Source organism: Streptococcus sp. ELY_125 (genome assembly GCF_058314535.1).
Window position 1 is genome coordinate 1 of record NZ_JBZFUM010000012.1, and the last position, 11794, is coordinate 11794.

Below are 11794 nucleotides of genomic sequence, written 5' to 3' on the forward strand. Positions count from 1 at the left end.
TATAATCTGGCTTTTCTTTGTGAAACATGGCCTTACCTCACAAACTGTTTTCTTTTAGTATACTCCTAAACAGAGCAAAAAGCTCTTAGAAATGTAATTCCAAGAGCTTTGTCTTCAGTCTGAAACGGCTAGATAATTTCTAGTCGTTTTAGTATTGCTGCCATTTTTTGAATTTAGTGGGTTTGTAATCTTCAGACTTAAAGGTAGAACCACAGTTAGTGCATTTATATCTTGGCTGAGAATTAAAGAACATAAGCTGTAATTTTCCATATCCGCATTTTTCACAAGTTTCTTTGATTTCGTGTAAAGAAGTTGCATTTAGTACGTTGGTTGTTTCTGATGGAAAGTACTTGTGTAGAAGAGAAATTAAGCCTATTCTATCAATAAGAATGATATCATTAGAAAATCTATCAATAGCTGTTTTATGGAAATAACTTGTTGTAATATAGACTCGATTTTTTCCAAAATTTTCTGTGTGTCCCATGAATTGAGAGATTAAATTTTTTCCAATACGATCATGATTTGTTTGAGGTGAATAAGATTTGCATTGGATAGCTATGATGGGAGTCATGCTATTTTGTTCGTAGATTAGTATATCCTGTTTGTTATCATGGTAACCATCATTATTTTTAGCTATATAGCCCATTTTTTCGAATACTTTTATGACAAGATTGACGAGATTTTTCCCATTATAGTCTTCTTCGGAACTTAATATTTTATGAATCATTTTTTCAATTTGAAATGATTTTTGATCATAAGGACGTCGTTCTTTTATGTCAGTGTAATTGAGTAAACTTTTTAAGTCGTTTTTTGTTTGGTTGTTGTTTTTAAATAGTCTTTGAAATAATTTCATGATAGTGTTCCTCCTTTGTTGTCGTTAAAAAGTTTTTTTGCTTCTTCTTTTACTAAATTCTCAAATTTATCGGGGATAAAAGCATTTTTCATGTAATCAAGGTAGTTAAAGCTTTCGTCAATGGGATATTCTAGATTGACAAGATTCATAAAATCTATAATACGATTGGCTTCAGCTGCTTGTTCTATGCGATGGGAGAAGGTCTCGCTTTGGCTGAGAACATTTTGGGTATCTTGATTAAGGAGATGGGCTTTTTCGTGGAGTAAGACATTTATTTTTTCTGTATCAGATAAACTTTCATCTATCAAAATAAAAAGATTGTCAGAAGCGCTGAGGTGCCTGCCTTTTGCTTTTCGCAAGGGACAGAAGATAACAGTAGCACCAAGTTTTTCAACGCTTTTGACAATCTCTGATAGATTCATATTATTTATTTTTCTGATTTTTGAAGTAGTTTCTGAGGACGTCTTTAATAATTTCACGGTCTTCATCGGATAGAGGCTCGCCTTCATAACCGACAGACGTTTCAATAGCACGATCCAGTTCTTTTTCTAGTTCTTCACCTTCTGGAATGTCATGTCTGAGGTTTGAATTGCCGAGAAGGTAGTCAGTTGAGACATCGAAAAATGAAGCAAATTTTTTAAGGGTTTCGCTTGATGGCTTACGTCCACCGTTTTCTGTTCGTGCATATTGGGGTTGTGTCATGTTTAGTTTTTCGGCTATTTCTTTTTGGGTTAAGCCAGCTTCTAAACGTAGGGTTTTCAGGCGTTCTGGGAACATATTTTATCCTTTAGAAAAAAATTTTAAATTTTTTTCAAAAAACTATTGACATTATACCCATCTGGTTATATAATTTAAACATAGCCAAAAGGTTATAAAAATCTAGTTAATCTTATCTAAAACAGTAAAGTATGATTTAGTTAAGTATGAAAAAGATGAGATTAACAAAAAGATTTTCTTAGTTCATTGAAAAATTAATAAAAAAGTGCATTAGACAACCCTAGGCAGGACTGAATAACACACATAATTATATGTAGCAGTTTAATTATAAGTTATTTTAGCTAGTTTGTCAAAGAGTGGTTGACTATGTGCTGGGCTTTGTCTAGTGTGCCTGCTTGGATGAAACACTAGGAAGTGCTGGCCTTGGTAGGTCGGAGGCAGGACTAGAGTAACGCAGAGTGAGATGTATTCTTTAGAAATGCGGGCGCTAGGTAGAGTATCTACTGAAAAGAGTGTGCGAGGATAAGAGCACGCAATAAGCAAATAAATGAAGTAAAAGATGTGTAGTCAACTACATATTTGGTAAGTTAAATATTATGTGAAATTGATAGGTGTATGATGGTGCATATCTTAAGCGGGACAATTTGAAATTATTCAGATTGTCCTTTTTTGTTTGTGATAATTGAATAGGAAAATGGTCTGCCTAACAAGTGTTAGGGGACTTGTAAGAGAGATTAAACTAACAGGATTTAATCTTTCTTATAAGTTTGATTATGAAAGGAAGTGATGACAATTGAAGTTAAAGTGGTAGAAAAAAGTATTTATGTTGATGATCCTAAAGTGACGGTGTATCCAAGTTTTTATGGTTTGGAAGTTATACTTGAAGATAGTGAAGAGCTGGCTGTTACACCACTTTATCCTTTTACAACTGATTTGAGCAAGCGTAGTAAAAAAGCATTGGAAGAGTTTATTGATCAGTACGAGTATGAGTTATCATTGTTTTATCAGGGTAAAGGGCAGTATGCCAGTAAATCGATCATGGTTTCGCTTTTTGGCTTTGATACGGAATTGAAGGAGAAAGTAAAAAATCGTTGGTTTAAAAAGGGAGTCATCTTAAATTAAGATGGCTTTTTTGATGAAAGGAATGGTGTTATGAATCGTGAAGAATATTTAGAAATGGGAAAATATCGAACATTAGAATTGGGAAAAGAGACAATTTCAAGGTTGCGTGAACCCATTTTGCAGGAGTTGTTAGCAGGAGAAAAAATATCAGATGTACAATCGGGTTATTTGAAGGCTTTATCTGATATTGAAGATGTTATTTTAAGTGAGATGGAGAAGTTAGAGTATGAGTAGTGCGCAAAATTATAAGTCATTGGTAAAGACTTTGCAGGGAGTTGTATTATTACGTAGTTATGTATTTGAGAAGTTTGTATTGACTTTTGGTGAATTATTTGATGATCGTTTTAATGATTACGTTGATGAGCTTCGTATTTTATTTGAATTGGAAGATGAAATTATTGAGGATTTAGTAATATTGGATGGTGATGGTGTTTGTGATTCATGAAGTTAAATTGTCTGATGAATATTGGGGAGATGTTTTGAGTGGCCGTAAAACTTTTGAATTAAGGAAAAATGATAGGAATTATCAAGTAGGAGATTATCTTTGGTTGAGAAGGGTAGATGATTCATTAGAGAGATGTTTAGTTGAAATTATTTATAAGCTAGAAAATTATGTTGGACTTGAAGAAGGTTATTGTATATTGGGGATTAAATTGATATAAGAAAGCTTAGTGGAAAGAAGGATTAGGAGGCGGTGGTATGCTGATTTCTAGTATTTTAATACTTGGTTGAGAATTATTTAGATAGGGGTGAAACATATGATATTGGTGAGAGCACCATCGGAGAGGCATAAGAGATTGTGTCTTTTTTTGATTGTTGAGATGACTTAGATAAGTCTATAAAAGGTTTAATAAAGTGAAAATGAGGTGAAATTTAATGGAAATTACGAAGGTTTTTGTAGATCCTAATATGGTGTTAGGTCAAGATGTTTTTGTTTCAGGCATGGAAGAAGTGCGGGCAAATGATTATAACCCGGTATCTTACCGAGTATTTGAGGTATCGAGCCGTAAGGAGCCTTCCGCGTTTTTGATTGTTGAAGGGTTTAAGATGTCAGATGTGCCAGAAGGCCGTCAAAAGGTAGTCTTTCCACGTGGTATTGCCATTGAACGACGTTCTTTCCGATTTGGCGGAAAGCGAAAACGTGAAAATGTGTTTGTCGCTCCTGAAATGCGGATTATTAAGGGTAAATAACATTTGAAAATAGAAATTAGAGGAGAAAAAATATGACTATAAAGTATGCTGCTGATGTAATTGAATCATTTGATACAGATAAAACACTTGGAACTTTGAACTATTTGGATACGATTTTAAATCATCGTTGGGAAGATTATATTGATGAATCTGGTGATGAAAAACGCCGTGAAACAGATGATGTTGAAAGTGTGGATGTGAAGTTGTATTCATCGTCTGTTAATGGTGATATTACGGTGACAGTGCCTCCAGAAGCTAGAGTAGCCAAAATGACAGCTGAAAAGAATTACAATGAAGAAGTAACTTTGGTTGCACCTACGGCTCGTTTTTGGACAAGTACAGATACTGTCAATGATCGGCGTGTGGTAACTAGTGGGGTTAAAATCCGAGCAACGGATATTATTCCAGCTAAAAAGCCTGATCAGCCAAAGAAAGAAGGGTGATATGAATGAGCTTCTTTATGTATAAAGGTATTCGAATCCGAAGGTTTCATGAGAAGCTAAAAATTTTAATATTTGGATTATTTTCTTTGCCGTTTCTTTTAGGGATTGGATGGGTTACTTACAATCATGTAGATCTATTTCGGTATGATCCAATGAAATATGGGGCGATTTTATTTGCTAGTTTGCTGGGAAGTCTGTTGCTGGTATTATTCTTACAGGAGTTTTGCTACCAGCATTTTTTATTTTTTGCTCGATTAGAAAATTTGCGAGTTGTCTCCCATTTTTTGTTGGAAAATAATTTTTATATTGTCAAGAGAGTTCAACGCGATCATAGAACTATTGAACGTATTAGATTACCGAGAGTTTATTTGAAGCGAGATCGTTTTGGTGTTACGGTTGCTTTTCAGCTTCAGGGTAGTCGATTCCAAGAGCGTTTTATTGCCCTTGAAAAGCCTTTAGAGATCATGTTTGATGGTGATTTTATGAATAAACAGTTCACTAAAGGTTATGTTTCTTATACGATTGCTATTGATCAATTTTCCGGCCGTTTATCCATCTTCGATGTTGAAATGACTGATAAGGGAATTCGTCTGATGAAAGATGTTTACTGGGATTTTAATGACCAGCCCCATCTTTTAATTGGTGGTGGTACTGGTGGCGGTAAAACAATCCTGCTGATGGTTCTTATTTGGATTTTGGCTCAGATCGGATACGTCGAAATATTGGATCCTAAGCGTTCCGACTTTGTGGGATTAAAAAATATCCCAGTATTTAAAAGGCGTGTTTATTGGGAAAAAGAAGATATGCTTAACTGTTTGAAACGAGCGGAAGCTGAAATGGATAAACGATATGATTATATGACCAGTCACCCTGAGTACCAAGCTGGGAAAAAATATTATGCTTATGGCTTGAAACCACGTTTTATTGTTATTGATGAGTTGGCAGCTTTGGTCGCAAAGTTAGAAAGAGATTATGAATCGTCCAATGCCTTTATTGAGTATCTGACAGAACTTATCTTAAAAGGGCGGCAATCTGGCGTTATCCTTATTGTAGCTATGCAGCGGCCAGATGGTGAGTATCTTAAGACTTCTTTGCGTGACCAATTTATGAAACGTATTTCTGTTGGTCATTTGGAAGACATGGGCTATAAGATGATGTTTGGAGAAGCTAATGCTAGTAAAGTGTTTAAAAAGGTAGATGAAATCGATGGAGAAAAAATTTATGGCCGTGGTTATGTTGCCAATGGTGGTGAATTGGCTCAGGAATTTTATTCTCCAGTTGTGCCATTGGACCAAGGTTTCTCTTTCTTTGAAGAATATGCCAAACTTCCCGTTTTAGATGATCCATTGTTTGATGAGCAGGAAGAAGTAGAGACTGACACTATTGAGGAAGTGGAAGAAAGTTGGGACGATACTTTGTTGTCGCTGAATGATTTTGCTGAAAAGGCGTCTATTCCAGTTTCTACTTTAAGGAATCTAGTGAAATATATTGAGGAACAGGACTATGTTTTTGCTAGAGATAATGGGCAAATCGTTTTGGATGAGGCTGATGTCAATGTATTAGAAACACTGTTATTGGATAAGGATCGGCTTGGTTTGACCTATAAGCAGGTGGTCTTGGACTATTTTACCTCTACTAATGAACCAGCGTAGGCACGAAGGTCAAGGTCAGGGCGTAAGCCCGACCGACCTGTCCGACCTGAGCTGACAAGCGAGGTGGTTTTTGGGCATGCCGTAGGCAGGCCCAAAAAGCCTTAACCACCCGATACTAATAGGGGGGTTAAAACTAACACAAGCCTGAAAGAGCTTATGGAATAACTGTTTTCTAACAAGTCTATTAGTAACACAGAAAGGAGAAAAATAAGTGCTGTTGACTCATACGGAGCTGAAGCGTATCAGGCTTGAATTAGGATTTACTCAAAAGAAGATGGCTTCTATTATTGGCTATAGTTATTATAACTATCGTAATATTGAACAAGGTCAGCGGCAGATTTCCAAAGAATTTGAAGACCATTTATTCCATTTTTTAAATCGTAAATCTAAAACAAAGCTAGAAGGCTCTGTGGATTGGTTAAAAATTCGGTTTAAAACTTTGGATTTTAAACAAGTGATTGAGCAAGTTTTGAAATTGAAACCAGCTGATTTTTTCTTGGAAGAGAAAAGTCTCTATAACTATTCGAGTATGGTAACTTATGGAGCTATTCGGGTTCTTTATTCTGAGGATGAGAAAAAAGTTGAATCAGGAACCTTGATTGATTTAACTGGAGGTGGTTGTCGGGAGTTAGAATTATTGTTAATGCAACAGGGGCGTGATTGGTTCTCTTTTTTGCATGATGTCTTTTTATTTGCGGAAGAAACACGCAAAGATAGGGCTTTGGAAGATTATTTAGCGTTTCCACGTTTTGATATTGCTTTGGATGAATTGTATAAGGAATCTGGCAATATTGATTTGTTTGATGTGAAAGCTAGAATTTTTGCTAATAAAATTATTATGAAGCGTTTTAAAACCTTTACAGCAATTGAAGGGCTTAAGAAGGTTGACAGTCGCTTTGTGAATCAAGGATTAACACTTAATTTTGGCAGTCGTCAATCTAGTGTGATGATACGATTCTATCAAAAAGATTATGAGCAGGCGCTTTTAAAAGATGTGTCTGTTGACTATATTCGTGAGGCCTATAATTTTAAAAATCGCTATGAAATTGAATTACATGATACTAAGGCTTTTGATGTGATAAAAGAATGGTATACCATGGAAAATGATTTAACAAAAATTGGTGCCAGAATCCTTAATAATTATTTTGAAGTCATGGATTGGAATGGCCATTATGACAGTGAGTGGGATAACTTAGTAGGTGTTCAGGAAGGCTTTAAATTTGTGACTAGGCCTCGTCAAATTGATTATGCTAGAACTAAGCATTGGGTAACTAAACAGGTTTCTAGTGCGTTAAAGTTGCTTAAGATTGCTGATATTGTGTATCAAACTGATGAAGTATCAGAGATTATATCGGAAGCTTATCTTAGTAACAGTCATACTAAATTAGCTGAGGAAATTTGTGAACGAAATGGGGTGGAATTTGATGCCATTGTTGAACAGATATAAGCCTATTAATGTTCCTGAAAAGTTCAACCGCCCTATTCAACAGGTTCAGTTTCCCGTTGGCTATGATGACTTGTATTTAGAGTGTTACGATGTTGATTTGGTGAAAGATTTGATTGATTATTGGGGACTGCTGTATATCATCCCTAAAAAAGATTTGGAGGTCAAGTATGTAGAAGATTTTAGACAGTTAGATTTTAAAAATGAAGAGCATTTTCAGAATGCTGTTAAAAAGGCTGTTCGGCAGGAAGCGAGACGGCCTTTTTTTGATGAATTATTTACCCGGCCGTTAAAAGAAATGTCGGTCAATGTGAGATGGGTAGCTGAATTTTTAATTCAGACGGGTTATGCTCGGTTAGTGTTATAGGAGACATTTATGAAAAATAGAGATCCTACTTAGATAGAATGATTAAGGTGATAGAAGTAAAAAAATAAAAGAATGGATGAGGTAAAGTTATGGCAGGAACGCAATCAGAATTGGACAAAAAGGTTTTAAAAATAACTCAGGAGCTTTCGGAAATGTTAGTGAATCATAATTATGATGAATCATGGGAAAAAGCTGGAGAGTTAAATGGCCTTTTGAAGAAATCAGGTGAAGAATTGACTTTGCCGTCTTATATGGTAGATATGTTACGAAATCATGTAAAGTCATATTACTACCAGAGTGGTGTGATTAAAAAGGCTCACACAGCTATGTCTGCGATTGGACATAAGTTGGGTGAATTTCAGTAATGGCAATCAGGACTTTGCCAGCGCTAAGTAATTAGTCGAAAGGTAAGCGGTTAGCTTTCAAAGGCTAATCGCTTTTTTATTTCAAGGAATTGATTAGTTGGTATCGCTTGTTGAAATATTTGGATAGGAAGGAGTAATGATGGAGACAATAGAGTTTTACCAGAGGTTTATTGCAGATCTTATACAGTTATTCCATAAGATAGCTGTACCTGTTGGTATAGGTTGTTTGGTGGTTCTTGGAATTGGAATGTTTCTTTTAGCTTCTTATTTTTTAAGTAAGGTTCTGGAGATTTATATTACGTCAAAAAAACGTTTGGAAATTCTTAGTAGTTCTGTTTTTATAGCTATCCTTTTAAGTCTTTTTGATGTAGGGGTGGTTTATTATTATGGCCATGTCTTCTTAATTAGTCATTGCTTATTTTATTTGTCGGTTTTAATGTATTCGATTGCCTATTATTGGTTGGAGAAAACTTTGTATCGTAAATTGGATATTTTGCTGGATTCAGAAAACTCTGAATATCTTGAGTATCTGGAAACACTAAAAGTTGGAGATTTTGTAACTGTTCTTTATAGGAGAAAACCTTTGCTTTTTGTTGGTAAGTTAGAAAATCATTGTTTGAAAAAGGCATTAATTCTTGAGAAGGAAAATTTTTCTTTTGTTTTAAAGGATAGTATTGATGTTTTTACATTTGATCCATATGTTGATTATAGATGTGAGGATGGAGAATATTTTATCTTTCCTGATACGTCTTATAATTTGTTTTTATTTGAGTTAAGTAAAGAAAGAGGAGAAAAGTTGAATAGAATGGTAAGTAATGCAAGGTTACGTTAAGGAGTGATTGCTGATGGTTGTATATGGTTTGAACAGTAATTTTATTGTTGATTCTTTAGTTCGTCGGAAGCTAGAGCTTTGTTGGGACTTGATACCTGACAATTTTATAATGGTGGATTACGAAGGTAGTTACGAGGACGTGTTCAAAGCGTTTAATTGGACAGCTGTAGGAGTTAATGAATAGTAGAGGTTCCTCTTTATTTTAAGGAGTTGGTATGGAAGATTTGAGATTTCGGTATGCCATGTTGGATCGCTTGAAACAAGATTGCGAGTATTTTTTAGGTAATGGACATTATCAAGTTAAAAGTCTTTTTGGCGGTGATGAGTTAAGTCATATGGATGAAATGAAACGTCGCTGGCGGGCTTTTGAAGCGGATGAAAAGCCTGAGTGGTTAACGTGGGAACAAATTTTACGTTATGAATATCGGATGAATCCTGAATGGACGAGTAAGATTCGGGAGCTTTACCATATTTTGGGGATATTTCAGACATGGAAGATGGCTGGCCAGTTAGAGCGTCGGGCAGATGACTTGGAACGACTGGCTGAAAAAGGAAAGGTACTTTATTTTTCACTGCCTGAGGATGTTCGGCCAGAAGATATTTTTGTTGGTCGAGATAGTGTGTTAACCTTTCGTTGAAGTTAAAAGTTAGTATTAGAAAGGGAAATTATGATAGCTAGTATTAGAGTTAGGGATGGGACTCGCTCTAATTTTTTATGTGAGTTAGATTTGCTGAAATTTACAGAAAATCAAGTGAGGCAGCGTATGGAAGAAAAAGGTATCAGAGATGATGCTTTTTTTGTTTGTGGGTTTACTGATTGGAGAATTGATAGGGTTACATCACTTAGTGAAGCTTATCAGTTAAAGGGTTATATTGAAGAAGTTTGTTCTGGTGATGATAGTTTGGTAAAGGATTTACTGAAAAAAGGCTGGTCTATTCCAGCGATCTTAGAACGTCAGTTTAAGTTTGTTGAAGGGGGAGACATGGCTGTTTTAGCTAAGTTATTTGAGGGGCGTTCTGCTAAAAATATTGCATTGATCGTCTATACGATGGGAAGTGGCAGAGAGATCATCAGAAAGTTTATGAGTATTGGAACTGTTGTTTCTGTGCCTAAAGGTTTTTATTTATCAGAATATAAAAAGTGAGGTTAGTATGAAAAAAATTAAGGATTACTATGAGCAGTGTCGAGCTTATTTGGAGCGTTTTTCTAAGCGTCCTAAGAAGAAGGGAAAACCTGAATTAAAGATTGCTGATAAGAAGACAGTAAACAGGTTAATTGTTGGCGGTCTTGGATTTGTTTTATTAATAGGGGTTACAGGGAGTTTTCGAGCTATAACCTTGGCGGGGCGGGTTAATACTTTAGAGCATGCTATTGAGCATGAGACAAAGCCAGTGACTAAAACTGCACAGGTTAATGTTGATAATCGCTTGAAAAATTATACTGATGACTTTGTTTATCAGTATTTTACAGTATCGGATGATCCTGATGAGCGAACGAAACAAGCTGATAGACTGAATGAATTTTATGGGGGTTCTGCTCCTGAAGTGATGTCTCAAGGACAGATGAGAAATGCTAGTGAGTTGGATTGGCAACGTTTGGTAGCTGTTAGAAATGATTTTGTGACTTATGAGGTGCACTATAAAGAAAAAGTTAAAGATGGTGATAAAACCAAGGAAGATTATTTAGCGACTGAATTTAATATTCCATATGCTAAGACTAAGAATGGTTACTATATTTTGGGTTTGCCGTGGTTTACAACGATTGAAAATAATCAGGATAAGAAAGTCAAGGATGAGAAACAGGTTAGCTTGGAAGGTTCAGATGAGGTATCTGATAAGTCGCGAAAAAAATTAAATCGTTTCTTAAAGTTTTTCTTTGAAACTTACACACAAGATCAGGAAAGTTTGAATCTTATTGCAAAAAATGTAAGTGTAGTTGAAAATACAACTTTTAAGACAGTTGATTTTAGCTATTATAGGGAATCAGGAAAGAAAGTGACAGCCTATGCTCAAGTCACTTTTGAAGTGAATGGCACCACTCATGCTGAAAATTTTACGTTGCATTTATCTAAAAAAGATAGGTCTTATTATGTTGACAAGCTGGAACATACCATTCCAGTTGATTATGATAAATAATGAATAAAAGGAGAATGTAATATATGAATACATCAGGTTTACAGGAGTTTATGCAAGGTGATGGTAAGGTTTTGGTTACAGTTGTAGCTGCTTTGTTAGTTGGTAGGGCTTGGAAAGAGAGCTCTTGGATTAAGTTGTTCTCAACACTGTTTTTCTATTTTATTATTACCCAACTACTTTTGGGTGGTGAGCCTATATTGGAGCTTATGGGTGAAATTGCAAGTTGGTTTGGTATTCATGTAGGTTAATGTTATGGAAGAAGAACGACTATATGATTATGCTAGAGGGGTAAATGCTCCTTACTGGATACAAGAAATAAAAACGCAAAAAGGGAAGCGTCTTTGGTATTTTGCAACGCCGGTTCAGCTTTCCTTTTTTGCGGTTTTTTTGGTGGTTTTAATTGTGATGGTGTTTGGATTACATCCCATTATGGCACCTATTAACAAGCTGACACATTCGATTTCTTTTTTGCTCTACTGGTATGTACCGTACAAATTGGCCCGCTTTTATACGGAGTATGAACCACAAGGTAAAAAGATGCACGTTTTTATTTTTGATTATTTACAGTATTTCGTTGAATTTAGACTTAATCGTCAAGCGATTTATCATGAGGAGCGGGCTAAGGTTTTGGAAGAAGAAGAAATAGTGTTTGAGAAAACAAATTTATAGAAG

At 35.4% G+C, this 11794-nt stretch carries 19 protein-coding genes; 16 read left to right on the top strand and 3 right to left on the bottom strand.

Annotated features, from left to right (window positions below):
• Positions 1 to 148 precede the first annotated feature (148 nt).
• Genes AC4HAL_RS06040 through AC4HAL_RS06050 form a run of 3 tightly spaced genes read right to left on the bottom strand, consistent with a single transcriptional unit; the run spans position 149 to position 1630 of the window.
• Positions 149 to 853 (bottom strand): restriction endonuclease, encoded by a 705-nt coding sequence (locus AC4HAL_RS06040; protein WP_491093427.1) that lies wholly within the window; start codon positions 851 to 853, stop codon positions 149 to 151.
• Positions 850 to 1275, bottom strand: coding sequence for an ImmA/IrrE family metallo-endopeptidase (locus AC4HAL_RS06045; protein WP_491093428.1), 426 nt, complete (start codon positions 1273 to 1275; stop codon positions 850 to 852). Before AC4HAL_RS06045 ends, AC4HAL_RS06040 begins: the two co-directional genes overlap by 4 nt.
• Position 1276: 1 nt before the next feature.
• Positions 1277 to 1630 carry a helix-turn-helix domain-containing protein gene (locus AC4HAL_RS06050; RefSeq protein ID WP_491093429.1) on the bottom strand — a complete coding sequence of 118 codons (354 nt, stop codon included), beginning with the start codon at positions 1628 to 1630 and terminating at the stop codon, positions 1277 to 1279.
• Between the two features lie 726 nt (positions 1631 to 2356).
• On the opposite strand from AC4HAL_RS06050, the gene AC4HAL_RS06055 reads away from it, so the two are divergent.
• From AC4HAL_RS06055 to AC4HAL_RS06130, 16 genes are all read left to right on the top strand, one after another.
• The gene (locus AC4HAL_RS06055; RefSeq protein WP_491093430.1) at positions 2357 to 2692 is read left to right on the top strand and encodes a hypothetical protein; all 336 of its coding nucleotides are present in this window, start codon (positions 2357 to 2359) and stop codon (positions 2690 to 2692) included.
• A 30-nt stretch (positions 2693 to 2722) separates the two neighbouring features.
• Complete coding sequence (locus tag AC4HAL_RS06060; protein WP_491093431.1) at positions 2723 to 2926, top strand: hypothetical protein; 204 nt, start codon at positions 2723 to 2725, stop codon at positions 2924 to 2926.
• Positions 2919 to 3137 (top strand): hypothetical protein, encoded by a 219-nt coding sequence (locus AC4HAL_RS06065; RefSeq protein WP_491093432.1) that lies wholly within the window; start codon positions 2919 to 2921, stop codon positions 3135 to 3137. Before AC4HAL_RS06060 ends, AC4HAL_RS06065 begins: the two co-directional genes overlap by 8 nt.
• The gene (locus AC4HAL_RS06070; protein ID WP_491093433.1) at positions 3127 to 3354 is read left to right on the top strand and encodes a DUF3850 domain-containing protein; all 228 of its coding nucleotides are present in this window, start codon (positions 3127 to 3129) and stop codon (positions 3352 to 3354) included. Before AC4HAL_RS06065 ends, AC4HAL_RS06070 begins: the two co-directional genes overlap by 11 nt.
• Before the next feature lie 214 nt (positions 3355 to 3568).
• Entirely contained in the window at positions 3569 to 3883 is a 315-nt protein-coding gene (locus AC4HAL_RS06075) for a hypothetical protein (RefSeq protein ID WP_491093434.1), read from the top strand.
• 32 nt (positions 3884 to 3915) lie between these two features.
• Complete coding sequence (locus AC4HAL_RS06080) at positions 3916 to 4326, top strand: DUF961 family protein (RefSeq protein ID WP_491093435.1); 411 nt, start codon at positions 3916 to 3918, stop codon at positions 4324 to 4326.
• A 5-nt stretch (positions 4327 to 4331) separates the two neighbouring features.
• A complete protein-coding gene (locus AC4HAL_RS06085; protein WP_491093436.1) occupies positions 4332 to 5978 on the top strand; it encodes an FtsK/SpoIIIE domain-containing protein in 1647 nt (548 codons plus the stop codon).
• Between the two features lie 214 nt (positions 5979 to 6192).
• Positions 6193 to 7425: a replication initiation factor domain-containing protein gene (locus AC4HAL_RS06090; RefSeq protein WP_491093482.1), complete on the top strand. Its 1233-nt coding sequence runs from the start codon at positions 6193 to 6195 to the stop codon at positions 7423 to 7425.
• Positions 7403 to 7789: a hypothetical protein gene (locus tag AC4HAL_RS06095; protein WP_491093437.1), complete on the top strand. Its 387-nt coding sequence runs from the start codon at positions 7403 to 7405 to the stop codon at positions 7787 to 7789. The genes AC4HAL_RS06090 and AC4HAL_RS06095 overlap by 23 nt, the downstream gene beginning before the upstream one ends.
• Before the next feature lie 89 nt (positions 7790 to 7878).
• Positions 7879 to 8154: a hypothetical protein gene (locus tag AC4HAL_RS06100; protein WP_491093438.1), complete on the top strand. Its 276-nt coding sequence runs from the start codon at positions 7879 to 7881 to the stop codon at positions 8152 to 8154.
• 136 nt (positions 8155 to 8290) lie between these two features.
• Entirely contained in the window at positions 8291 to 8986 is a 696-nt protein-coding gene (locus AC4HAL_RS06105) for a hypothetical protein (RefSeq protein ID WP_491093439.1), read from the top strand.
• A 215-nt stretch (positions 8987 to 9201) separates the two neighbouring features.
• Positions 9202 to 9624 carry an LPD11 domain-containing protein gene (locus AC4HAL_RS06110; RefSeq protein ID WP_491093440.1) on the top strand — a complete coding sequence of 141 codons (423 nt, stop codon included), beginning with the start codon at positions 9202 to 9204 and terminating at the stop codon, positions 9622 to 9624.
• A gap of 30 nt (positions 9625 to 9654) precedes the next feature.
• The gene (locus tag AC4HAL_RS06115) at positions 9655 to 10131 is read left to right on the top strand and encodes a hypothetical protein (protein ID WP_491093441.1); all 477 of its coding nucleotides are present in this window, start codon (positions 9655 to 9657) and stop codon (positions 10129 to 10131) included.
• A gap of 7 nt (positions 10132 to 10138) precedes the next feature.
• Complete coding sequence (locus tag AC4HAL_RS06120) at positions 10139 to 11122, top strand: conjugal transfer protein (protein ID WP_491093442.1); 984 nt, start codon at positions 10139 to 10141, stop codon at positions 11120 to 11122.
• A 23-nt stretch (positions 11123 to 11145) separates the two neighbouring features.
• The gene (locus AC4HAL_RS06125; RefSeq protein WP_491093443.1) at positions 11146 to 11370 is read left to right on the top strand and encodes a hypothetical protein; all 225 of its coding nucleotides are present in this window, start codon (positions 11146 to 11148) and stop codon (positions 11368 to 11370) included.
• A gap of 4 nt (positions 11371 to 11374) precedes the next feature.
• Positions 11375 to 11791 (top strand): conjugal transfer protein, encoded by a 417-nt coding sequence (locus tag AC4HAL_RS06130; protein ID WP_491093444.1) that lies wholly within the window; start codon positions 11375 to 11377, stop codon positions 11789 to 11791.
• The last annotated feature ends 3 nt before the right edge of the window (positions 11792 to 11794 follow it).

Excerpts from the sequence above, each read along its gene's own strand:
- AC4HAL_RS06105 (WP_491093439.1), top strand. The coding sequence starts at position 8,291 with ATGATGGAGACAATAGAGTTTTACCAGAGGTTTATTGCAGATCTTATA.
- AC4HAL_RS06120 (WP_491093442.1), top strand. The coding sequence starts at position 10,139 with ATGAAAAAAATTAAGGATTACTATGAGCAGTGTCGAGCTTATTTGGAG.
- AC4HAL_RS06060 (WP_491093431.1), top strand. The coding sequence starts at position 2,723 with ATGAATCGTGAAGAATATTTAGAAATGGGAAAATATCGAACATTAGAA.
- AC4HAL_RS06040 (WP_491093427.1), bottom strand. The coding sequence starts at position 853 with ATGAAATTATTTCAAAGACTATTTAAAAACAACAACCAAACAAAAAAC.
- AC4HAL_RS06075 (WP_491093434.1), top strand. The coding sequence starts at position 3,569 with ATGGAAATTACGAAGGTTTTTGTAGATCCTAATATGGTGTTAGGTCAA.
- AC4HAL_RS06100 (WP_491093438.1), top strand. The coding sequence starts at position 7,879 with ATGGCAGGAACGCAATCAGAATTGGACAAAAAGGTTTTAAAAATAACT.
- AC4HAL_RS06050 (WP_491093429.1), bottom strand. The coding sequence starts at position 1,630 with ATGTTCCCAGAACGCCTGAAAACCCTACGTTTAGAAGCTGGCTTAACC.
- AC4HAL_RS06065 (WP_491093432.1), top strand. The coding sequence starts at position 2,919 with ATGAGTAGTGCGCAAAATTATAAGTCATTGGTAAAGACTTTGCAGGGA.
- AC4HAL_RS06045 (WP_491093428.1), bottom strand. The coding sequence starts at position 1,275 with ATGAATCTATCAGAGATTGTCAAAAGCGTTGAAAAACTTGGTGCTACT.
- AC4HAL_RS06095 (WP_491093437.1), top strand. The coding sequence starts at position 7,403 with ATGCCATTGTTGAACAGATATAAGCCTATTAATGTTCCTGAAAAGTTC.
- AC4HAL_RS06115 (WP_491093441.1), top strand. The coding sequence starts at position 9,655 with ATGATAGCTAGTATTAGAGTTAGGGATGGGACTCGCTCTAATTTTTTA.
- AC4HAL_RS06130 (WP_491093444.1), top strand. The coding sequence starts at position 11,375 with ATGGAAGAAGAACGACTATATGATTATGCTAGAGGGGTAAATGCTCCT.
- AC4HAL_RS06085 (WP_491093436.1), top strand. The coding sequence starts at position 4,332 with ATGAGCTTCTTTATGTATAAAGGTATTCGAATCCGAAGGTTTCATGAG.
- AC4HAL_RS06080 (WP_491093435.1), top strand. The coding sequence starts at position 3,916 with ATGACTATAAAGTATGCTGCTGATGTAATTGAATCATTTGATACAGAT.
- AC4HAL_RS06055 (WP_491093430.1), top strand. The coding sequence starts at position 2,357 with ATGACAATTGAAGTTAAAGTGGTAGAAAAAAGTATTTATGTTGATGAT.
- AC4HAL_RS06110 (WP_491093440.1), top strand. The coding sequence starts at position 9,202 with ATGGAAGATTTGAGATTTCGGTATGCCATGTTGGATCGCTTGAAACAA.
- AC4HAL_RS06125 (WP_491093443.1), top strand. The coding sequence starts at position 11,146 with ATGAATACATCAGGTTTACAGGAGTTTATGCAAGGTGATGGTAAGGTT.